We start from the raw sequence: 21,621 nt of genomic DNA, 5'->3' as shown, positions 1-21,621 counted from the left end.
CTTTCTGGGGTTGGGGTGTTCAGCCGTTCCAGGTCCAGTCGGCGACCTCGGGCAGGTCGGTGCCGTGGGCGCGGATCCAGGCCTGGTGGCGGGTACGCGCGTCGGCCATCTGCTGACGTACGGCGGCGCCGCGGACGGCGAGGCCCGGGACGCGGTCGATGACATCCATGACCAGGCGGTAGCGGTCCAGGTCGTTGCGGACGACCATGTCGAACGGGGTGGTCGTGGTCCCCGACTCCTTGTAGCCCCGCACGTGCAGGTTCTGGTGGCCGGTGCGGCGGTAGGCCAGGCGGTGAACCAGCCAGGGGTAGCCGTGGTAGGCGAAGATCACCGGCTTGTCGGTGGTGAACAGACCGTCGTACTCGGCGTCGCTCATCCCGTGCGGGTGTTCCTCCTTCGGGAGCAGCCTCGTCATGTCGACGACGTTGACCACCCGCACGGCCAGCTGCGGCAGGTGCCGGCGCAGCAGCTGGGCGGCGGCCAGGATCTCCTGGGTGGGCACGTCACCGGCGCAGGCGAGCACGACGTCGGGTTCGTGGGAGCCGTTCTCGGTGCCCGCCCACTCCCAGATCCCGGCGCCGCGCGCACAGTGCACGCGGGCCTGGTCCATGGAGAGCCAGTCGAAGCAGGGCTGCTTGCCCGCCACGATCACATTCACGTAGTCACGGCTGCGCAGGACGTGATCGGCCACCGACAGCAGGGTGTTGGCATCCGGCGGCAGATACACCCGGACGACCTCCGGGCTCTTGTTCAGCACATGGTCGACGAAGCCGGGATCCTGGTGCGAGAAGCCGTTGTGGTCCTGCCGCCACACATGCGAGGTCAGCAGGTAGTTGAGCGACGGGATGGGCGCCCGCCAGGCCAGCTCCCTGGACGTCTTCAGCCACTTGATGTGCTGGTTGACCATGGAGTCGACGATGTGCACGAACGCCTCGTAGCAGGAGAACAGCCCGTGCCGGCCGGTCAGGAGATAGCCCTCCAGCCAGCCCTGGCAGAGGTGTTCGGAGAGGATCTCCATCACCCGGCCGTGGTGTTCGAGGTGCTCGTCGACCGGGAGCCGCTCCGCCTGCCAGGCCTTGCCGCTCACCTCGAAGACGGCCTGGAGCCGGTTGGAGGCGGTCTCGTCGGGTCCGACCAGCCGGAAGTCCCGGCGCAGCCGCGTGTCCTTCATGATCCGGGCCAGGAAGTCGCCCAGGACCCGGGTGGGTTCGTGCAGGGTGGTGCCCGGTTTGTCGACGGGGACGGCGAACTCGTCGAGATCGGCCAGGGGCAGGTCGCGGACGAGCAGGCCACCATTGGCGTGCGGGCTCGCGCCCAGCCGCAGGTCACCGTCGGGGACGCAGGCGAGCACGTCGGCGACCGGCCTCCCGTCCGGGCCGAAGAGCTCCTCGGGCCGGTAGGACCGCAGCCACCCCTCAAGCTGCCTCAGGTGCTCGGGGTTTTCCCGGACCCCAGCGAGTGGCACCTGGTGGGCCCGCCAGGTGCCCTCGACGGGCACGCCGTCCACCTCGGCCGGACCGGTCCACCCCTTGGGCGTGCGCAGCACGATCATCGGCCAGTGCACGCGCTCGGTGACACCCTCCTCGCGCGCCGAGCGCTGCATGACGGCGATCCGGTCCAGAGCGTCGTCCATCGCCGCCGCCATGGCCCGGTGGACCTCGCGCGGATCGTCGCCCGTGACATGGATCGGATCGTGGCCATATCCGCGCAGCAGCGAGTCGAGTTCAGCCTCGGGCAGACGGGAGAGCACGGTCGGGTTGGCGATCTTGTAGCCGTTGAGGTGGAGAATCGGCAGGACCGCGCCATCGTGCATCGGGTCCAGGAACTTGTTGGAGTGCCAGGACGCGGCCAGCGGCCCGGTCTCCGCCTCACCGTCCCCGATCACACAGGCCACCAGCAGATCCGGGTTGTCGAAGGCCGCGCCGTAGGCGTGCGCGAGGGAGTAGCCCAGCTCGCCGCCCTCATGGATCGAGCCCGGGGTCTCCGGGGCCACATGACTCGGCACACCACCGGGGAAGGAGAACTGCTTGAAAAGCCGGCCCATCCCCTCCCCATCTCGCGACACGTCGGGATAGGTCTCGCTGTAGCTGCCCTCCAGCCAGGAGTTGGCCAGCACGGACGGACCCCCGTGACCCGGCCCCCACACGCACAACGCGTCCAGGCCACGCGCCCTGATCACCCGGTTCAGGTGGGTGTACACCAGGTTCAGACCCGGCGAGGTACCCCAGTGGCCCAGCAGCCGGGGCTTGATGTGCTCAGGACGCAGCGGCTCGGTCAGCAGCGGGTTGGACATCAGGTAGATCTGACCCGCCGCGAGGTAGTTGGCGGCACGCCAGTGCGCGTCCAGGGTGCGCAGTTCCGCATCGGAGAGCACGGTGGCGTCCTGGTGTTCGACCTTGGACATGAGATGGCTCCGTGAGTCGGTCGTCGGGCGGTGGGCAGGCCAGGTTGGTGAAGCCGCGGGAGTGGGTGCCGGCAACGGGGCAACATCTGGTCGTGGTCTTCGAGGGGCGGGACGCCGCCGGCAAAGGCGGCACGATCAAACGGAGGACCTCAGCTAGCCGCGGAGCGGCCGGTCACCGCACTCACGTCCGTTCGGGTACGACGGCGACCGGGCACGCGGCGTGGTGCAGGACTCCGTGGGCCACCCGGCCGAGCTGGAGCCCGAGGTGCCCGGTGTTGCGCCGGGCCCCGACCACCAGCAGGTCGGCGGTGTGGGAGGCGGCCAGCAGCACTTGACGGGCGGGGCCTTCGACGGTCTGACGGTGCACGCGGACCTTCTCCGGTACCTCGCTCAGTGCCTCCTCCAGGGTGTCGGAGGCCTGCTGCTCGTGCAGCCGGGCGGGTTCCCCGGACAGGAGCGCGTGATCGGTGGTCTCACGCGCGGGGGCCCGCCAGGCCCGTACGGCGTCGACCTCGGCGCCCCGCAGTTCGGCCTCCCGCAGGGCGAAGGCCACGGCCTCCTTGCCGCCGACGCCGAGCACGATCCGGCCGTCGCTCCCGGTGCGGACCTGGTTGTCGTGGCTGCCGCGGAGCACGATCACCGGGCAGTGGGCCTGCGCGGCGACGGTCAGGCCGACCGAGCCGAGCAGCATCTCGACGAAACCGCTGCGTCCCCGGGAGCCCAGCACCAGCGCAGCAGCCTCGCGGCTCTCGTGCACCAGCGCGTACTCCGGCTCCTCCGGCAGGATGTCGGTGGTGACCTTCAGGCCGGGCTGCCTGCGGTGGGCCCGCTGAGCGGCGATGTCGACCACGTCCTCGGCCATCAGCTCGTCGGACGGCTTGGTGAGGTCGTCGGCGAGGGATTCGCCCTCGTACCGCTCCCACAGCGAGGCGTACACCAGCCGGAGCGGCGCCCCGCGCAGGGCGGCCTCGTCGGCCGCCCAGTCGACGGCCCGCAGGCTGGACTCGGAGCCGTCGACCCCGACCACGACGGGCAGGTCCACGGTGTTCACCGCCCCGCGCCCATGTCGAAGACGATCCGGGCCTTGACCTGGCCGCGCAGTACGTCCTCGATCGACTCGTTGACGGTGCCCAGCGGACGGGTCTCGTAGACGACCTTGGTCCGGCCGGCCGCGTGCAGCTGGAACACCTCGGCGAGGTCCTGCCGGGTGCCGACGATCGAGCCGATCACGCTCGTGCCGTTCAGCACGGTGTCGAAGATCGGGACGCGGACCGTGCCGTGTGCGGGCAGTGCCACCATCACCAGTTTGCCGCCGCGCCGCAGGCCGGAGTTGACGGCCTCGAAGGCGGCGTCGTTCACGGCGAGCGCGATCGCGGCGTGCGCGCCGCCGTGCTGCTTGAGCACGGCGCCGACGTCGTCCTTGCGAGCGTCGATGACGAGGTCGGCGCCGAGTTCGGCGGCGAGTTCGAGCTTGTCGTCGGTGACGTCGATCGCGGCCACCTGGGCGCCGGCGATCTTCGCGTACTGGAGGGCCAGATGGCCGAGTCCGCCGACGCCGGAGATCGCCACGAGCTGGGTGGGCCGTACGCCGGCGACCTTGAGCGCCTTGTACGTGGTGACGCCGGCGCAGGTCAGCGGGGCGGCGTCGAAGGGGGTGACGCCCTGTGGGACCGGCTGGGCGAAGTCGGCCCAGGCCAGCATCTTCTCGGCGTACCCGCCGTCGCAGCCGTAGCCGGTGTTGACCTGCCGCTCGCACAGGGTCTCCCAGCCGGACAGGCAGTGCTCGCACCGCCCGCAGGCCTTGCCCAGCCAGGGCACGGCGACCCGCTGCCCCACGCTCAGGTGGGTGACGCCCTCACCGAGCTTCTCGACGAGTCCGACGCCCTCGTGTCCGGGCACGAACGGCGGGTTCGGCTTGACCGGCCAGTCGCCGTGCGCTGCATGGATGTCGGTGTGGCACAGCCCGGAGGCCTCGACACGGACGCGGACCTGGCCGGGGCCGGGCTCGGGGTCAGGGCGCTCCTCGATGACCAGGGGCTCACCGAAGGCTCGTACGACCGCTGCCTTCATGATCTGTTCTCTCCTCGGGGTGGGTCAGCCGTGGGCTACGACGGCGACGGGGGCGGTGGAGTGGTGCAGGACGGCGTGGGTGACATGGCCGATGTGGGCGCCCAGGGCACCGTGGCGGATCTGCCGGCCGACGACGACCAGCGAGGCCTCCCGGGACGCCTCGACGAGCTGCTCGGCGGCGCTGCCGTAGCGGGACTCCTCTGTGGTCTTCACGTCCGGGTACTTCTGCCGCCAGGGGCTCAGCACCTCGGCGAGGGCCTGGGACTGTTCCAGGGCCAGTGCCTCGTACAGGGGCGGGTTCACGGGCATCCCGTACGCGTAGTACGGGGGCGGGAACCAGGCGTGCACGACCCGCAGCGAGGTGGCGCGGCGCAGGGCGGCGTCGAAGGCGAACTCGATCAGCGTCTCGTCCGGGTGGTCGGTGTCGAGGCCGAGGACGACGGGGCGGAAGGCCGTGGCGGCGGACGGAATGCCCGCCGGGTCGGTCTCGTGCTCGTCGGCGGCCTGTTCCCCCGCCCGCACCAGCACCACGGGGCGCTCGGCGTGGGCCACGACGCTCAGGCCGACGGAGCCGACCAGGAAGCCGCCGACACCGCCGAGGGCCCGGGAGCCGAGGACGAGGAGGGAGGCCGTCTTCGACGCCTCGGCGAGAACCTCGCCGGGGTTGCCGGACAGCTGCTCGCCGACCACCTCGATACCGGGGTGACGCAGCCGCAGTCCCTCCGCGGATTCCCGCGGGATCCGCTCGGTCCAGTGCTGATGGGTCTCGGGTCCGAGCAGCGGAGCCTGCGCGATGGGGTCGGGGACAGGTTCCCAGACGTGGACGATCTTCAACGGGAGACCGCGCAACTCCGCCTCGCGGGCAGCCCATTCGGCGGCTGCCCGACTCTCGGCCGAGCCGTCGAGACCTGCGGTGACCGTACGGAGCATGGTCTTCACCTCCTGCGCCAAGGACCCCTGGGGGGATCCGGTTCCAGCGTCGTGTTCAGGGGGTCCGGCGGGCAGGGGCCACAAGTCCCGGACAGGGGCCGTTCGGCCCCGGGCCCGGGCGGCGGGACCGACCGCGGTCCCACCGCCCGGCGGGCGTTCAGCGCAGCCACCCGTTGGTGCGGACGAAGGGCAGCCGGGCCCACAGCCGCCCCAGGCCGAGGGTGTCGCCGGCGGCCGCGACGGCCAGGGCGATCAGGACCACGGCGTAGATGAGGTGGTAGTCGGCGAACGGGTTGGTGGACATGCTCACGGAGCCGTCCGAGAGGTGCTTGGCGGGCGGCCATTCGGCCATCCACATCAGCGCCATCATCGCGGTGCCCGCGACGGCGGCCAGGCGCAACGCGACGCCGGCGGTCAGGGCCAGGCCGACGCCGAGGAGGCCGAGCATGAACAGCCAGTCGGCCCAGGTGTCCCCGGCCCAGGAGTGGAAGGTGGACTCCAGCGGGCCGGCGGCGACGGAGCTGAGGAAGCCCTTGGTCGGCGAGCCGCCGTCGATCCAGCCCTTGCCGGAGGGGGTGGCGTAGCCGAGGCCGAAGGTCTTGTCGAGGAAGGCCCACAGGAAGAGGAACCCGGTGAGCAGCCGCAGGGAGGCGAGGACGTAGGCCGGTGCGGTGTGCGTGTCGGTCACCGTCGCCACCGCGGACTCGGAGCCGGAGGCGGTCCGGGGCCGGCGGAAGGACGGCAGGTGGAATCCGGAGCTACGGTGAGGGTGCTCGTGCACGGCCATGGTGGTGATCCCTTCGGGGAGAAGTGGGGCTGTGCGTTCGGTGTCTGACGCCACTCACTCTTGTCGCACGGGGCGTTGGCCACCCGATGCCGAAGGTCTGTGCCCGCAGGGCTGAACGGCCCTGTTTGCAGGGGCCTTTGGGGGGCGCGCCGCCGCAACGAAAAGCGCCACCAACACGCCTTTGCGCCGTTTATGGCACTTTGAAGCCGAGCATCATCGGGAGACCACGCGCAAGAAAGGTAATGAAATGTCATCATCTGCGGCGAATCCCGATGGCGACGACCCGCCCTCACCACCAACCCCGTCCCCGAACACCGATCGCAGATGGCTGCGCATTTACACCCCGTTAGGAGGGCTTCTCGCCGGCCTCGGCACGCTTTTGGCCGCGATAACAGGCGCCTTCGACGGAGGAGGCGATCACAAGGACTCCACCGACCCGCCGTCGACGTTCGTGTCATCGAGCACACCGGGGTCTGCGCAATGGGTGACCATCGGCTCACCGGGAAGCTCGGGTGGTGACCCGGCCCTGGTGGACCAGTGCCAGCCCTTCTCGGGGCGGGCGAAAGTCGCCCGTGGATACACCCTCTGGCTCACCGGGCGCAGGTCAGGACAGCATTCGATCTTCCTTCTCGGAAGGGTCGACCCGAACACCAGCGGCGGAAACTGGAGCACCACCGGGATGGTCGGCAGCGACGCCCAGAAAACCTCCGAGTTCGTGATCACCGCCGTGTTCATCCGGCAGGACATGTCCGACTACTTGGAGAACGCCACGGACTACGAGAACAACTACCTCGTACCGAGCGCCAAGGCGTTCCGTCTCCCGGACATCAAAATCACCGGTCTGGTGAACTCCGCTTTCCCGCCGGGTACCGACATGAAGGACAGCAATTCGATCATCGTCCAGCGGAACGGGAAGAAGAGCAACTGCTGAATCAGTACGCCGACAGCCCGTGCGCCCGGAACAGTTCGCGGACGCGTTCGGTCAGCTCGGGGGTGGGAACGGGATTGTTCCGCAACGGGAAGGGAACACCGAGGGCCTCGTACTTCGCCGCACCCAGTTTGTGGAAGGGAAGCACGTCCACCCGGTCGGCCGAGTCGAGTCCCGCGACGAAGCGTGCCAGCCCGTCGATGGGCTCCGGGGCGTCGGTCCAGCCGGGGACCAGGACATAGCGGATCCACATGGGGACGCCGAGGCGGTCGAGGCGGGTGGCGAAGTTCAGGGTCGGGGACAGTTCGCCACCGGTCAGGGCGCGGTAGGTGCGGACGTCGAAGGACTTGATGTCCAGCAGGACCAGGTCGGTGTGGGAGAGGAGTTCGTCGGTGGCGCGGGCGCCGAGGAAACCCGAGGTGTCGAGGGCGGTGTGCAGTCCGGCCTCCTTGCAGCGGCGCAGGATCTCGCCGGTGAAGGCGGGCTGGAGGAGCGGTTCGCCGCCCGTGATGGTCACTCCGCCGCCGGCCGTGGTGATGAAGGCGCGGTACTTCTCGATCTCCGCCATCACCTCGTCGACGGTCGTCTCCTTGCCGTCGCGCATGTGCCAGGTGTCCGGGTTGGCGCAGTACAGGCAGCGCAGCGGGCAGCCGGAGACGAAGAGGACGAACCGGGTCCCGGGACCGTCCACGCCGGTGGACAGGTCCCAGGAGTGGATCCGGCCGTGCTGCACGGTGCTCACAGCGATCCGTGGAAGGTGCGGCTGATCACGTCGAGCTGCTGCTCCCGGGTCAGGCGGACGAAGTTGACGGCGTATCCGGAGACCCGGATGGTCAGGTCCGGGTAGTTCTCCGGGTGTTCCATCGCGTCTTCCAAGGTGGCGCGGTCGAGGACGTTGACGTTCATGTGGAAGCCGCCGGCCGCCGTGTAGGCGTCGAGGATGCCGACCAGGTGGCCCGCGCGTTCGGCCGGGTTGTGGCCCAGGCCCTCGGGCGTGATGGTCGTGGTCAGGGAGATGCCGTCGCGGGCCTGCTCGTAGGGCAGCTTGGCCACCGAGAGGGCGGAGGCGGCGACGCCGTGGCGGTCGCGGCCGTTCATCGGGTTGGCGCCGGGGGCGAAGGGCTGTCCGGCGTGGCGGCCGTCGGGGGTGTTGCCGGTGTGCTTGCCGTAGACGACGTTCGAGGTGATGGTGAGGACGGACTGGGTGTGTTCGGCGTTGCGGTAGGTGGGGTACTGGCGCACCTTCGCCATGAAGGACTCCACCAGGCCGACGGCGATGCTGTCGGCGCGGTCGTCGTTGTTGCCGTACGCCGGGAAGTCGCCCTCGGTCCGGAAGTCGACGGCGAGTCCGGTGGCGTCCCGGAACACCTTCACCCGCGCGTGCTTGACGGCGGACAGGCTGTCGGCGGCGACCGAGAGGCCGGCGATGCCGCACGCCATGAAGCGGTGCACGGGGTAGTCGTGCAGGGCCATCTCGATGCGTTCGTAGGCGTACTTGTCGTGCATGTAGTGGATGACGTTGAGGGCGTTGACGTACGTCCGGGCCAGCCAGTCCAGGACGTGGTCGTAGGCCGCGGAGAGTTCCTCGTAGTCGAGGTACTCCCCGGTCAGCGGGGGCGCGGCGGGGGCGATCTGTTCGCCGGTCATCTCGTCGCGGCCGCCGTTGATCGCGTACAGCAGGGCCTTGGCGAGGTTGACCCGGGCGCCGAAGAACTGCATCTGCCGGCCGACCTGCATCGCCGACACGCAGCAGGCGATCGCGGTGTCGTCGCCGGTGCGCGGGCGCAGCAGTTCGTCGGACTCGTACTGGACGGCACTGGTGTCGATCGAGACCTGGGCGCAGAACTCCTTGAAACCGGCAGGCAGTTGGGGCGACCACAGCACGGTCAGGTTGGGTTCGGGGGCGGGGCCGAGGTTGTACAGGGTCTGGAGGAACCGGAAGGAGGTGCGGGTGACCAGGGTGCGGCCGTCGGCGCCCATGCCGCCGATGGACTCCGTCACCCAGGTGGGGTCGCCGGAGAACAGGGCGTCGTACTCGGGGGTGCGCAGGAACCGGACGATCCGCAGCTTGATCACGAAGTCGTCGATCAGTTCCTGGGCGCGCGTCTCGTCGAGGATCCCGTCCGCCAGGTCCCGCTGGAGGTAGACGTCGAGGAAGGTGGAGGTGCGGCCCAGCGACATCGCGGCGCCGTTCTGCTCCTTCACGGCGGCGAGATAGCCGAGGTAGAGCCACTGCACGGCCTCGTGGGCGGTCGCGGCGGGCCGGGAGACGTCACAGCCGTACGTCGCCGCCATCTGCGTCAGCTCGCCCAACGCCCGTATCTGCTCGGCGAGTTCCTCCCGGTCACGGATCACCTCGGTGCCGGACCCGCAGGCGTCGAGCTTGGCCCGCTCGGCCTTCTTGGCCTCGATCAGCCGGTCCGTGCCGTAGAGCGCCACGCGCCGGTAGTCGCCGATGATCCGGCCGCGCCCGTAGGCGTCGGGCAGTCCGGTGATGACGCCGGCCTTGCGGGCGGCGCGCATCTCGGGGGTGTAGGCGTCGAAGACGCCGTCGTTGTGGGTCTTGCGGTAGGTGCCGAAGACGCGGGTCACGAACGGGTCGGCCTCGTAGCCGTACGCGCGCAGCCCGTTCTCCACCATCCGCAGGCCGCCGTTCGGCATGATCGCGCGCTTGAGCGGGGCGTCCGTCTGGAGGCCGACGATCAGTTCGCGGTCGCGGTCGATGTAGCCGGGGGCGTGCGAGGTGATCGTGGACGGGGTGGCGGTGTCGACGTCGAGAATGCCCCGGCGGCGCTCCTCCGGGAACAGCGCGCTGACCTTCGCCCAGACCGCGCGGGTCCGGTCGGTGGGTCCGCTCAGGAACTCCGGGCCGCCCTCGTACGGGGTGTAGTTGGCCTGGATGAAGTCGCGCACGTCGATCCTCCCCCAGCCTTCGGCCGGGGGGACCCCCACGCGCCAGTGGGTGCCTGCGAAGCTCCGCCAGGCGTCTGTCGTGCGGTTGCCGGCTGTCATCGTTGCGGTCATCGTCGGTCCTCTCCCGATCTCTCACTTGGGATGCTCGTCGCTCGCCGCGCTCGTGTGGAGTGCCGCCCGGTCCCCCGGACCGGGGCCGGACGGCCCTGCTCGGTCGGTCAGTCGCCGTCGAGGTCCGGGCGGACGAGCGTGCCCGAGCGGGCGTGGACGATCTCGTACGCCGCGTCCAGGGCACCGATGGCGGCCAGTCCCCCGGTCCGCTCCACGAAGCGGGCGGCCGCCTCCGCCTTGGGGCCCATGGAGCCCTCGGGGAAGCCGGCGCCGCGCAGCTCGTCCGGGGTGGCGTCGAGCACCGGGCGCTGGTCAGGGGTGCCGTAACCCGAGTACACGCAGGGCACGTCGGTGAGGATGAGCAGGAAGTCGGCCTTCAGTTCCTCGGCGAGCAGGGCGGCCGTGAGGTCCTTGTCGACGACCGCCTCGACGCCGGTGAGGGCCCCGGAGTCCCGGTCGGCGGTGACGGGGATGCCTCCGCCGCCGGCGCAGATCACCAGCGTGCCGCCGTTGAGGAGTTCGTGCAGGGTCTCGGTCTCGACGATGCCCTGCGGGATCGGGGAGGGCACGACGCGGCGCCAGCCCTTGCCGTCCCGCCCCAGGCGCCAGCCGCGGCGGCGCGCGAGGGCCTTGGCGACGTCCTGGCCGTAGACCTGGCCGACGAACTTGGTGGGCCGTGCGAAGGCCGGATCGTCCGCCCGGACCAGGGTGTGGGTGACCAGGGTGGCGATACGGCGGCCGGGCAGGGCGTTGTGCAGGGCGCGGGCCAGCAGGGCGCCGATCATGCCCTGGGTCTCGGCGCCCAGCATGTCGAGCGGGTAGGGGACGGTCAGCGCCGGGTCGGTGGCGCTCTCCATGGCGAGCAGGCCGATCTGCGGGCCGTTGCCGTGGGTGATGACCAGTTCGTGGTCGTGGGCGAGCGCGGCGAGGGCGGTGACGACCCGGTCGACGTTCTCCTGCTGGACGGCCGCGTCGGGGCGGTCGCCCCGGCGCAGCAGGGCGTTGCCCCCGAGGGCGACGACGATACGCATGGTTCAGTCCTCCAGGGTGGCGACGAGCACGGCCTTGATGGTGTGCAGCCGGTTCTCCGCCTGGTCGAAGACGATCGACGCCGGGGACGAGAAGACCTCGTCGGTGACCTCCAGGCCGTCCAGGCCGTGGGCGTCGTAGAGGTCCCGGCCCAGGTGGGTGCTGCGGTCGTGCAGGGCCGGCAGGCAGTGCATGAACTTGACGTCCGGGTTGCCGGTGGCGGCCAGCGTCTTGTCGTTGACCTGGTAGGGCAGGAGCAGTTCGATGCGCTCCCGCCAGGTGTCGGCGGGCTCGCCCATCGACACCCAGACGTCGGTGTGCAGGAAGTCGGCACCGTGTACGGCGGTCTCGACGTCCTCGGTGAGGGTGATGCGGGCGCCGCTGCGCTCGGCGAGCGCCCGGCACCGGGTGACCAGATCGCTGTGCGGCCACAGCTTGTGCGGGGCGGCGATGCGGACGTCCATGCCGAGCAGGGCGCCCATGGAGAGCAGTGAGTTGCCCATGTTGTTGCGGGCGTCGCCGAGGTAGCAGTAGGCGATGTCCTGCAGCGGCTTGGCGCTGTGCTCGTGCATGGTCAGGACGTCGCACAGGCTCTGGGTGGGGTGGGCGGTGTCGGTGAGCCCGTTGTAGACGGGGACGCCGGAGCGGGCGGCGAGTTCGCTGACGATCGACTGGGCGCTGCCCCGGTACTCGATGGCGTCGAACATGCGGCCGAGCACGCGGGCGGTGTCGGCGATGGACTCCTTGCCGCCGATGTGGGTGTCGCCGGGGCCGAGGTAGGTGGTGTGGGCGCCCTGGTCGGCGGCGGCGACCTCGAAGGCGCAGCGGGTGCGTGTGGAGGTCTTTTCGAAGATCAGCGCGAGGTTCCGGCCGGTGAGCCGGGGCCGCTCGGTGCGGGTGCGCTTCTCGGCCTTGAGGTGGGCGGCGAGGGTGAGGAGGTGGTGGATCTCGGCGGCGGTGAAGTCGAGTTCGCTCAGGTAGGAGCGGCCTCGCAGGTCGACGGTCATGGTGATGTCCTGTCAGTTGGCCGGGTCGCGCTGGATCGGGCAGCTCATGCAGCGCGGTCCGCCGCGCCCGCGGCCGAGTTCGGCACCGGCGATGGTGACGATCTCGATGCCCTGCTTGCGCAGGTAGGTGTTGGTGGTGACGTTGCGCTCGTAGCCGACGATCACGCCGGGCGCGACGGCGAGGAAGTTGCTGCCGTCGTCCCACTGTTCGCGTTCGGCGCCCCGGATGTCCTGCGGGGCGGAGAGCATGCGGACCTTGTCGAGGTCGAGGGCCTCGGCGAGCGCGGTCGCCAGGTCGGAGTCGGGGGTCACCTCGAAGCCGGTGTCGCGATCGGCGCTCGGGGTGAGGGTCCAGGAGCGCAGGGAGTCGGCGAGTCCGGGGTAGATGGCGAAGGCGTCGCGGTCGACCATGGTCAGGACGGTGTCCAGGTGCATGTAGGCCCGTGCGGACGGCAGTTGGACGGCGATCAGCCGGGTGGCCGTGCCGTCGGCGAACAGCCGGGCGGCCAGGTTCTCCACCGCCTGGGCGGTGGTGCGCTCCCCCATGCCGACCATCACGGCCCCGTTGCCGAGGACATGGACGTCACCGCCTTCCAGGGTGCCGGCCACGCCGTCCGGCACGAGGGTGCCGGCGAACAGCGGGTGGAAGCGGTAGACGGCCTCGGCGTGCAGGCTCTCGCGACGGCGGGCCGGCTTGGCCATCGGGTTGACCGACAACCGGTCGTAGACCCAGCAGGAGTTGTCGCGCGGGAAGAGGTGGTTGGGCAGCGGCGGAAGCGCGAAGTCGTCGGCGCCCAGGGCGTTCCAGACCAGGCTGTGCGGGGTGGCAAGGGGCAGGTCGCTCTTGAGGATCCCGCCGATGAGGTAGCCGGCCAGGGTCTCCCCGTCGAGTTCGGTGCACAGCGCGCGGACGGGGTCGACGAGTGCCGGGCCGACGGTGGCCGGGGTGACGACCCGGTCCAGCAGCCAGTCCCGGGCGCCGTCGGCGTCTAGGGCCTGGGCGAGCAGGTCGGCGAAGTAGTGGACGCGGGTGCCGTGGTCGCGCAGGACCTGGGCGAAGGCGTCGTGCTCCTCGCGGGCCCGCTTGGCCCACAGGATGTCGTCGAAGAGGAGCGCGTCGACGTTGCGCGGGGTGAGGCGGGAGAGTTCGAGGCCGGGGCGGTGCAGGATGACCTGGCGCAGGCGGCCGACCTCGGAGTCGACGTGGAAGGTGTTCATGGTGGCCTTTCCGGGGGCGCTGGGTCAGTCCTGGTGGTTGAGGGGGTGCGGCTTGCGGGCGCCGCCGACGCGGTTGGTGCGCAGTCCGCGGGGGCGTCGGGGACTGGGGAGCGTCGTCTCCGGGGCGCGCCGCGGGGCACCGGTGCCGGCGGCGGCCAGGCCCTGGTCGCGCTTGAGCCAGACGTAGACCGGCACACCGATCAGCACGACGAACAGCCCGTAGTAGACGGTCTGGTAGCCGCTGCCCTGGATGGACCAGTAGGAGAAGGCGAGCGCCAGCGCGGCGACGGTCGTGTCGCGGGCGAGCCGCTTCGGGCTGAGCGACTCCCTGCCGTGCACCAGCAGCCAGTACAGCTGGGCGGCGGCGGAGAAGAGGTACGGGATGACGGCGGTCAGCACGCTCAGCAGCACGATCTTCGTGAAGACGTCCTCGAAGCGGGTGTAGCTGAAGACAGTGATCAGCGAAGCCAGCACGGTGGAGGCGACGATCCCGAAGGCGGGCACGCCGTTCTTGCCGCGCAGCCGGGCGAAGGCGGTGGGGAACAGTCCGTCACGGGCGGCGGCGTACGGCATTTCGGCGCACAGCATGGTCCAGCCGTTGAGGGCGCCGATGCCGGAGACGATGGCGGCGACTGCGACCACGTCACCGGCCCAGGTGCCGCCGAAGATGTTGTTCGCGGCGTCGGTGAAGGGCGCGGTGGAGGAACCGAGACCGGCGTGCGAGACGGTCCCGAAGACCGCGAGGGTGCCCAGGATGTAGATGACGGCGCAGACCAGCGTGCCGTACACGGTGGCCCTCGGCACGTTGCGGCCCGGCTCCCGCACCCGGCCGGCGACGACCGACGCCGCCTCCAGGCCCAGGTAGCTGAACAGGGCGATGGCCCCCGCAGCGGAGATCGCGCCCAGCGCCGACTGGCCGCTGGCGTTGAAGGAGCCGAAGTTGTGCGGGTCGACGAAGAACAGCCCGACGGTGGCCATGAAGACCAGCGGGACGAACTTCAGCACCGTGGTGATGACCTGGAAGGCGCCGATGTTCCGTACGCCGGTGAGGTTGATCGCGGCCGGTATCCAGAGGCCGGTCAGTGCGAGGAGCACCGAGATCCAAGTCTTGTGGCCGGTGTTGACGAACACCTCGACATAGCCGACCCAGGCCACCACGATCGCCGCGTTGCCGGCCCACGCGGTGATCCAGTACGACCAGGCGTTCAGGAACCCCGCGAACTCGCCGAACGCCTCGCGGGCGTAGACGTAGGGCCCGCCGCTCGCGGTGGTCCGCCCGGCGAGCGAGCCGAAGGTCAGCGCCAGGGCGAGCGCTCCGAGCGTAACGACGCCGAAGGCGACCAGCGCGATCGGCCCGTACGGCGCCAGCGCCGAGGGCAGGGCGAAGACACCGGTGCCGATGATGCTGCCGATCACGAGGGCGGAGGCGGCGGGGAGACCGAGGGCCGCCGCCACCGGGACGGCTCGTCTCCCGCTCGTCGGGGTCGTGGGCATGGCTGTGCTCCTTGTGCGTGGCGCTGCGGAGGAATCGATGTGGGACTGATCGTTCTGCGCCACAGCGGGGTGCGGGGAGCGGCCGTACGGGCTCAGGGACGTACTGAAGGTCCCGGCCGGCCGGGACCGTTCGGCCCATGCCGCCTCCGGGGTGTCCGCCGCACGCTGGCAGTAGTAGTCAGTACGGCCCGCCCGGGAGGTACGCCATGAGCACCGCACCGACCCCCAGCATGCTGCGCGCCCTTCCCAGCGAACATCGGGAACGGCTGATGCGCCTCGCCCGGGAGGTCTCCTTCCCCCAGGGGACGCGGCTCTTCGAGGAGGGCGCTCGCGCCGACCGGTTCTGGATCATCCGCTCCGGCCGCGTCGAACTCGACATGCGCGTTCCCGGCCGCCGGGCGGCCGTCATCGAGAACCTCGGCCACGACGAACTGGTCGGCTGGTCCTGGCTGTTCGCACCGTATGTGTGGCATCTGGGCGCCGAGGCCACCACACCGGTCCGGGCCTACGAGTTCGACGCCGTCGCCGTCCGTTCCATGTGCCAGGACGACCCGGCACTGGGCAACGCCGTCAGCCAGTGGGTGGGCCAGATACTCGCCCACCGCCTGCGCGCCACCCGCACCCGGTTGCTGGACCTGTACGCCCCGTACGGGGCCGACGCCGGCCTCTGACGACGCGCCTCGGCCCCTTCGGCTCTCCTGGGAGTGACCATGCACGGCACACCACACATCGTGAGCGACGTCATGACACAGACCGTCGTCAGCGTCGGACGGCGGGCTTCCTTCAAGGAGCTCGTGCAGCTGATGCGGGACTGGCAGGTCAGCGCCCTGCCGGTCGTCGAGGGCGAGGGCCGCGTCGTCGGCGTCGTCTCCGAGGCGGACCTCCTGCACAAGGAGGAGTTCCGGGACGGCGACCCCGACCGGTACACACAGCTGCGCAGGCTCGCCGACCTGACGAAGGCCGGCGCGGTGACGACGGAACAGCTGATGACCTCACCTGCTCTCACCACCCGCCCGGACGCCACCCTCGCGCAGGCCGCCCGCACCATGGCACGGGCCAAGGTCAAGAGGCTCCCCGTGGTGGACGAGCTCGGCGTGCTCCAGGGCGTGGTCAGCCGTGCCGACCTGCTCAAGGTCTTCCTGCGCGGTGACGAGGAGATCGCCGAGGAGGTACGGCGCGAGGTCGTCTCCTACCTCTTCCCGCCACCCTCCTCCGCGCTGCGCGTCGACGTCCAGGAAGGAGTGGTGAAGCTCGTCGGCCGGATCCGGGACACCGCCCTCGTCCCCGTGGCGGCGCGGCTGGTCCGGGCCGTGGAAGGGGTGGTGGACGTGGGATTCGAGCTCACGTCCGACCACGCCGGAGAGGCAAGTGGGGCCGGTCGGCCCTAGTACAACCGGCCCCGGCAGGCGATGATCGTCCCGGGCAGCGCGCAGTCTGCTCTTCATCCGGGGAACCAGGGGACGACATGGCAGAGCCACGCACCTTCTCGGAGCAGGACCCGATCCGTGTGTTCCTGCTCGACGATCACGAGGTCGTCCGGCGTGGCCTGACCGACCTGCTCGACGCGGAGCCCGACATCTCGGTCGTCGGCGACGCCGGCACCGTCCAGCACGCCCTCGCCCGCGGCCCCGCCCTGCGCCCGCACGTCGCCGTCCTCGACGTCCGCCTGCCCGACGGCGACGGCATCACGGTCTGCCGGGAGCTGCGCGACCAGATGCCCGACCTGGCCTGCCTCATGCTCACCTCGTTCGACGACGAGGACGCCCTGCTCGACGCGATCATGGCCGGCGCGTCCGGCTACGTCCTCAAGCAGATCAAGGGCTCCGACCTGGTCTCCGCGGTCCGCACCGTCGCCTCCGGCCAGTCGATGCTGGACCCCGCGACCACGGCCCGCCTCATGCGCTCGCTGCGCGCCGACCCCGCCGAGACCCCGTCCATGCCGCCCGAACTGGCGAGCCTCTCCCCCCGCGAACGCGACATCCTCGCCCTCATCGGCGACGGCCTCACCAACCGCGAGATCGGCAAGAAGCTCTACCTCTCCGAGAAGACCGTCAAGAACCACATCTCCCGCCTCCTCGCCAAGCTGGGCGTCCAGCGCCGCGTCCAGGCCGCGGTCCTCGCCACCCACCTGGAACAGCCGGAGACCGGGGGCCGACCGGCGAGGTGAGCAGGGGCGGCGGGGTCGCCCTCTTCCGCACCGACTCCCCGTTCGCTCACGCTCCTCCGCCCGGCCCGCCACTGCTTCGTCCGACGGACCGTGATCGTCGTCGACCGACCCTGCGGCGACGATCACGGTCCGTTCACGGTCACGGACAGGGCCGACCCGATCCGCTGATCGCACCGGCAGCAGCCTCCGGTGGCGGCCCGCGTACGCATGCGGCGGCCGCCCACCGCGGCGGTGGGACGCGCGACCTGCCGCACGGGACGTCGCGTGCGGCCGGGTCCGACCTCATCGGCCGATCGCTGAACGCCGGGCGACAGCCGGCACCGGGGGAGGCCGAGCATCCCCTGCTGCTCCGCCTCGCCGCCGGGGATGCTCGAAGCGGCCGCCGCCGCACCCTCTGGTGGCGCCGCAACGCGGCCCGGTCGGGGAGGGAGTCATCATGTCCGCCCAGCTCTCGACGCGTGCACGCTGGAGAAACTGGTCTCCGCCGCCGTGGCCGCGCCGTCGATCCACAACACGCAGCCCTGGCGTTTTCGCCTCGGCATCCGGGCGCACTGACGGCCGGGCCGGCCGGCTGCGCGCGGGGAGGCTCTAGAACACGTCCTGCTGGTGGCCACCGCGCACGGCGTACAGGCCTCGCTGTTCCACCAGGCACTGGAACGGCCCGATCTGCGTGATCAGCTGATCCCACCCGCGGACGGACGGCCTCGCCACCCGCAGATGGCGATACGCGCCGGACACGGCCCCGACGGACCTCCGTCTCCGCGCCTGCTGGTACCGACACCGTGGCACAGCTCGCGAGGCGATTTCCCCGCCTGCCCACCAGGGCCGTCCGGGCCCGACCGGTGACCAACGGCCCACTGACGGCGCGGCTCGCGCAGGAAAGCGTAGGAGGTGCGGTTCAGGATCCGCAGACGCGAGCGACGAGGAGTGTTGTGATGGCGAAGGCATATCTGGTGGGCAGCGGGATCGCGGCGCTCGCCGCGGCGGCATTCCTGATCCGCGACGGCGGGTTCGACGGCGCGGACATCCATCTCTTCGAGGAGCAGATGGGCATCGGGGGCAGCCTGGACGCGGGCGGCAGCGCGGAGGCCGGCTACACCATGCGCGGCGGGCGGATGTTCGAGGCCGAGTTCCGTTGCACGTACGACCTGCTGTCCGGCATTCCCACGCTGGACGATCCCTCGGTGACCGTGACCCAGGAGATCCTGGCCGGCCACGAGGAGTTCGCCTGGGACGACATCGCCCGGCTGGTCGACGGGGACGGAAAGATCGTCGACTCCCGCTCGATGGGGTTCTCCGAGCGCGACCGACTGGAGCTGGTCCGGTGTCTGGCGACCCCCGAGGGGCACCTGGACGACAAGCGGATCACCGACTGCTTCGGCGAGCACTTCTTCACCACGAGCTTCTGGTTCATGTGGTGCACCACGTTCGCCTTCCAGCCCTGGCACAGCGCGATCGAGTTCCGCCGCTACCTCCGCCGCTTCATCCACCTGTTCCCGGAGTTCGGCTCCATGTCCGGCATCCACCGGACCCGGTACAACCAGTACGACTCGATCGTGCGCCCCCTGGCGTCCTGGCTGCGCGAGCGCGGCGTGACCGTCCACCCCGGATGCAGGGTCACCGACCTCGACTTCGCCCCCGGCACGAACAGCGGGACAGTGGAAGCCATCCGCGTGACCCGGGCCGGCCGCGAGGAGAGGATCGCCGTCGCCCCCGAGGATCTGGTCCTTGTCACCAACGGCTCCATGACCGATGCCTCCAGCCGGGGCACGCACACGTCTCCCCCGCCGCCGCCTCCCCAGCGCTCGGACGCCTGGCTGCTCTGGCACCGGCTGGCCCGCGGGCGCGAGAACTTCGGGAACCCGGACGCCTTCGACAAGCACGTGAAGGAGTCCCGCTGGGAGTCCTTCACGGTCACGGCCAAGGACCCCGTCCTCCTCGACGCGCTGGCCGAGTTCAGCGGTCGGGAGACCGGCAAGGGCGGGCTGGTGACCTTCACCGACTCCAACTGGCTGCTCAGCATCGTCGCCAACCGCCAACCCGTCTACCGCGACCAGCCGGACGGTGTCTCGGTCTGGTGGGGCTACGGCCTCTTCCCCGGCCGGGCCGGCAACCACACGCCCAAACCGATGACCATGTGCTCCGGCCGGGAGATCCTGGAAGAGGTCCTGCACCACCTGCACTTCGACGACCGGACCAGTGCCCGCGTCCTGGAGACGTCCACGGTCATTCCCTGCCTGATGCCCTACATCACCAGTCAGTTCCTGAACCGCCGTCGCGACGATCGCCCCGAGGTCGTGCCCGAGGGCTCGGTCAACCTCGCCTTCATCGGGCAGTTCGCCGAGGTGCCGGACGACGTCGTCTTCACGGTCGAGTACTCCGTGCGCACGGCGTGGGCGGCGGTGTCCGAACTTCTCCACCTCGACAAGCAACCGCCGGCCGTCTACAAGGGCCACCACGACCCCCACGTGCTGGCGGCCGCGCTGGAGACCATGCACCGCCGGTGACGCACGCGCCCTGGGAGGGCCGCTCGGACCCTCCCAGGGACGTTCGGGTACCTGCCCCGTCACCGGGCCCGCGGCATTGCATGGGCCCGTGACGAATTTACGAGACGTACCGGAGCAGGCCACAGCACCGAGGAATCGCGGTCCGGCCAACCGCTGGGTGGCACTGCTCGTGCTCTGTGTGTCACTGCTGATCGTCACTCTGGACAACACGATCCTGAACGTGGCACTGCCCACTCTGGTCCGCGAACTGGACGCGTCGACGACCCGGTTGCAATGGATCGTGGACGCCTACGCCCTGGTCTTCACCGGGCTGATGCTGGTGGCCGGCAGCAGCGCGGCCCGGTTCGGCCGCCGCCGCGTGTTCGTCACGGGTCTGGCGGTGTTCGGGGGAATGTCGGCGTGGGCCGCGTCCTCCGGCTCGACGGGGATGCTCATCGCGGCACGGGCCGGATGGGTGCGGGCGCGGCGATGATGATGCCGTCCACTCTGTCGATCATCACCGACATGTTCCGTGACCCGGGCGAGCGGCGCAGGGCGATCGGTGTGCGGGCGGCCACCAGCGGACTCGGGATCGCCATCGGCCCGGTGGCCGGCGGTCTCCTCCTGGAGCACTTCTGGTGGGGTTCGGTGTTCTGGGTCAACGTCCCGTTCGCCGTCGCCGGCCTGGTGTGCGCGACCCGGCTCGTGCCCGACTCTCGCAATCCGTCGGCGCCTCGGCCCGATCCGGTCGGGTCGGTCCTGTCCGTCATCGGGCGCGGACGTCTCCAGCACGTACGAGGACGTACTCACCGGCATACTGCTGCTCGGTCTCGGGGCCGGACTGGTCCTCCCGGCCGCACTCGACTCCCTTATGGGCACCCTGCCGCAGAGCGACACGGGGGTCGGCTCGGCCGCGAACGGTGTCTCCGTCCAACTGGGCGGCGCGCTGGGCGTGGCCGTGATCGGCAGCCTCCTGACGACGCGCTACCAGAACCGCATGGGTCCGGCTCTGGCACCGGGCGGCGACCATGTACCAGGGTCTACCGGCCCTCAGGAGGGCCGGACGGGACCTGTTGTCCGGCGGCCTCCCGTCGAGATCCTGGAAACGAATCCATCCCACGGGCGTCGGCCCGGACGTCGCTGAACTGGGGAAGTGACCATGATGATGTACTGGTACGGACGTGGAATGAGCGGCTGGGCCTGGTTCTGGATGGCCGCCGGCAATCTGCTGTTCTGGGCGGCGCTCATCACCATCGTGGTGCTGCTCTTCCGTGCTCTGCTGCGCCCTGGTGCGCACCTGGGCGGACACCCCGGCTGGAGTGCGCCGCCCGCCCCCGGCAGCCCGGGCGCCGAGCAGATCCTCGCCGAACGGTACGCGCGCGGCGAGATCGACGAAGAGGAGTACCAACGCCGTTTGGGCATCCTGCGCGGTGCGCCGTCGGTACCGGTCAAGAACTGACCGCGTCGTCCATCCTCGGGCCGGATTCCGACCCGTGCGACGAAGTCCGAGCGTGGTGAGCCCCCGCCTCCGGTTGGCGGGGGCTCACCACTGCTGGGCCGGTCAGCCGACGAACTCGTTGGCGGCGGAGTTGAGTTCGGTCAGTCCCTTCTTCTCGCCGGTGAAGAACATCGCGGCCTTCGGGCCGGTGTCTTCGCCTTGTCGACGTCGAGAATCGGGACGCCGGAGACGGCGTTGCCGGGACGCCGGGCCATGGGTTTGGTGACGTCGTTCACGCCGTGGGTCGTGTGCGGCTTGGCCAAGTCTCCGAGAGCGATGACGACCGGCATGTCGGCACTGCCGATGGGCAACACCATGGTCACAGCGAACAGCAGGGCCACGGCGGTCAGCCCGTACGAACAGTGCCTGACCGGTCTCGTCCTCGTCCCCTGGATCGCCTGCACGAGATGCGGCCGGATCCTGATGCGCGCCCACGCCCGGGAAAGGTGGGGAGATCTCTCCTACCTGGCGCGGCACTACGTCATCCTCGGCCGGCGCGGCCTTCGCCTCCCTCCAGCGTGCGTGTTCAGACGCGCCATGAGAAACAAGGGCAAGGTGAACGAGTAGAAGGATCACTAC

The 21,621-nt window shown here is 70.5% G+C and carries 19 protein-coding genes and 3 pseudogenes; 10 read left to right on the top strand and 12 right to left on the bottom strand.

All coding sequences use genetic code 11. The features are described 5' to 3' along the window. Positions 1-19: 19 nt before the first annotated feature. Complete coding sequence (locus KVT45_RS21305; protein WP_217549760.1) at positions 20-2,404, bottom strand: phosphoketolase; 2,385 nt, start codon at positions 2,402-2,404, stop codon at positions 20-22. Positions 2,405-2,448: 44 nt separating this feature from the next. On the opposite strand from KVT45_RS21305, the pseudogene KVT45_RS21300 reads away from it, so the two are divergent. Continuing rightward, positions 2,449-2,547: pseudogene (locus KVT45_RS21300) on the top strand (polyphosphate kinase 2); the annotation flags it as partial. Between the two features lie 38 nt (positions 2,548-2,585). On the opposite strand, the gene KVT45_RS21295 reads toward KVT45_RS21300, so the two are convergent. From KVT45_RS21295 to KVT45_RS21280, 4 genes are all read right to left on the bottom strand, one after another. Further along, positions 2,586-3,446, bottom strand: coding sequence for a universal stress protein (locus tag KVT45_RS21295; RefSeq protein ID WP_217550145.1), 861 nt, complete (start codon positions 3,444-3,446; stop codon positions 2,586-2,588). A 5-nt stretch (positions 3,447-3,451) separates the two neighbouring features. Further along, the gene (gene adhP / locus KVT45_RS21290) at positions 3,452-4,474 is read right to left on the bottom strand and encodes an alcohol dehydrogenase AdhP (protein ID WP_217549758.1); all 1,023 of its coding nucleotides are present in this window, start codon (positions 4,472-4,474) and stop codon (positions 3,452-3,454) included. Positions 4,475-4,498: 24 nt separating this feature from the next. Further along, complete coding sequence (locus tag KVT45_RS21285) at positions 4,499-5,404, bottom strand: universal stress protein (protein WP_217549756.1); 906 nt, start codon at positions 5,402-5,404, stop codon at positions 4,499-4,501. 157 nt (positions 5,405-5,561) lie between these two features. Further along, a complete protein-coding gene (locus KVT45_RS21280; protein ID WP_217549754.1) occupies positions 5,562-6,191 on the bottom strand; it encodes a DoxX family membrane protein in 630 nt (209 codons plus the stop codon). Positions 6,192-6,438: 247 nt separating this feature from the next. Here KVT45_RS21280 and KVT45_RS21275 point away from each other — a divergent pair, with 247 nt between their 5' ends. Beyond that, positions 6,439-7,122, top strand: coding sequence for a hypothetical protein (locus KVT45_RS21275; RefSeq protein ID WP_217549752.1), 684 nt, complete (start codon positions 6,439-6,441; stop codon positions 7,120-7,122). A gap of 1 nt (position 7,123) precedes the next feature. On the opposite strand, the gene pflA is transcribed toward KVT45_RS21275, so the two are convergent. The 6 genes from pflA to KVT45_RS21245 all read right to left on the bottom strand — a co-directional run bounded on the left by pflA (position 7,124) and on the right by KVT45_RS21245 (position 14,891). Further along, positions 7,124-7,861: a pyruvate formate-lyase-activating protein gene (gene pflA / locus KVT45_RS21270; protein ID WP_308310833.1), complete on the bottom strand. Its 738-nt coding sequence runs from the start codon at positions 7,859-7,861 to the stop codon at positions 7,124-7,126. Next, the gene (pflB, locus tag KVT45_RS21265; protein ID WP_217549750.1) at positions 7,858-10,143 is read right to left on the bottom strand and encodes a formate C-acetyltransferase; all 2,286 of its coding nucleotides are present in this window, start codon (positions 10,141-10,143) and stop codon (positions 7,858-7,860) included. Before pflB ends, pflA begins: the two co-directional genes overlap by 4 nt. Positions 10,144-10,250: 107 nt before the next feature. Then, positions 10,251-11,174 (bottom strand): carbamate kinase, encoded by a 924-nt coding sequence (locus KVT45_RS21260; RefSeq protein ID WP_217549748.1) that lies wholly within the window; start codon positions 11,172-11,174, stop codon positions 10,251-10,253. Between the two features lie 3 nt (positions 11,175-11,177). After that, the gene (gene argF, locus KVT45_RS21255) at positions 11,178-12,179 is read right to left on the bottom strand and encodes an ornithine carbamoyltransferase (RefSeq protein ID WP_217549746.1); all 1,002 of its coding nucleotides are present in this window, start codon (positions 12,177-12,179) and stop codon (positions 11,178-11,180) included. Between the two features lie 12 nt (positions 12,180-12,191). Then, entirely contained in the window at positions 12,192-13,397 is a 1,206-nt protein-coding gene (locus tag KVT45_RS21250; RefSeq protein WP_217549744.1) for an arginine deiminase, read from the bottom strand. 24 nt (positions 13,398-13,421) lie between these two features. Beyond that, positions 13,422-14,891 carry an APC family permease gene (locus KVT45_RS21245; RefSeq protein ID WP_254647136.1) on the bottom strand — a complete coding sequence of 490 codons (1,470 nt, stop codon included), beginning with the start codon at positions 14,889-14,891 and terminating at the stop codon, positions 13,422-13,424. Between the two features lie 206 nt (positions 14,892-15,097). On the opposite strand from KVT45_RS21245, the gene KVT45_RS21240 reads away from it, so the two are divergent. From KVT45_RS21240 to KVT45_RS21230, 3 genes are all read left to right on the top strand, one after another. Next, positions 15,098-15,562 (top strand): cyclic nucleotide-binding domain-containing protein, encoded by a 465-nt coding sequence (locus tag KVT45_RS21240; protein WP_217549741.1) that lies wholly within the window; start codon positions 15,098-15,100, stop codon positions 15,560-15,562. A gap of 39 nt (positions 15,563-15,601) precedes the next feature. After that, positions 15,602-16,279 (top strand): CBS domain-containing protein, encoded by a 678-nt coding sequence (locus KVT45_RS21235; protein ID WP_217549739.1) that lies wholly within the window; start codon positions 15,602-15,604, stop codon positions 16,277-16,279. A gap of 77 nt (positions 16,280-16,356) precedes the next feature. After that, positions 16,357-17,058, top strand: coding sequence for a response regulator transcription factor (locus KVT45_RS21230; RefSeq protein ID WP_217549737.1), 702 nt, complete (start codon positions 16,357-16,359; stop codon positions 17,056-17,058). Between the two features lie 588 nt (positions 17,059-17,646). Here KVT45_RS21230 and KVT45_RS58115 read toward each other — a convergent pair. After that, positions 17,647-17,796 carry a hypothetical protein gene (locus KVT45_RS58115; protein ID WP_217549735.1) on the bottom strand — a complete coding sequence of 50 codons (150 nt, stop codon included), beginning with the start codon at positions 17,794-17,796 and terminating at the stop codon, positions 17,647-17,649. 182 nt (positions 17,797-17,978) lie between these two features. Between KVT45_RS58115 and KVT45_RS21220 the strand changes: the two are divergent. The 5 genes and pseudogenes from KVT45_RS21220 to KVT45_RS21195 form a co-directional block, all read left to right on the top strand. Then, positions 17,979-19,565: pseudogene (locus tag KVT45_RS21220) on the top strand (oleate hydratase); the annotation flags it as partial. An 88-nt stretch (positions 19,566-19,653) separates the two neighbouring features. Beyond that, a complete protein-coding gene (locus KVT45_RS21215) occupies positions 19,654-20,037 on the top strand; it encodes an MFS transporter (protein ID WP_217549731.1) in 384 nt (127 codons plus the stop codon). Beyond that, positions 20,016-20,222 (top strand): annotated as a pseudogene (locus KVT45_RS58455) (MFS transporter); the annotation flags it as partial. The gene KVT45_RS21215 and the pseudogene KVT45_RS58455, both read left to right, overlap by 22 nt. 481 nt (positions 20,223-20,703) lie before the next feature. After that, complete coding sequence (locus tag KVT45_RS21205) at positions 20,704-21,003, top strand: SHOCT domain-containing protein (protein ID WP_308310842.1); 300 nt, start codon at positions 20,704-20,706, stop codon at positions 21,001-21,003. Between the two features lie 327 nt (positions 21,004-21,330). Continuing rightward, the gene (locus tag KVT45_RS21195) at positions 21,331-21,609 is read left to right on the top strand and encodes a hypothetical protein (RefSeq protein WP_217550206.1); all 279 of its coding nucleotides are present in this window, start codon (positions 21,331-21,333) and stop codon (positions 21,607-21,609) included. Positions 21,610-21,621 lie beyond the last annotated feature (12 nt).

It is taken from the genome of Streptomyces sp. GbtcB6 (assembly GCF_019091475.1).
Lineage (GTDB): Bacteria > Actinomycetota > Actinomycetes > Streptomycetales > Streptomycetaceae > Streptomyces > Streptomyces hyaluromycini.
This window is presented reverse-complemented; position numbering and strand designations above follow the sequence as displayed.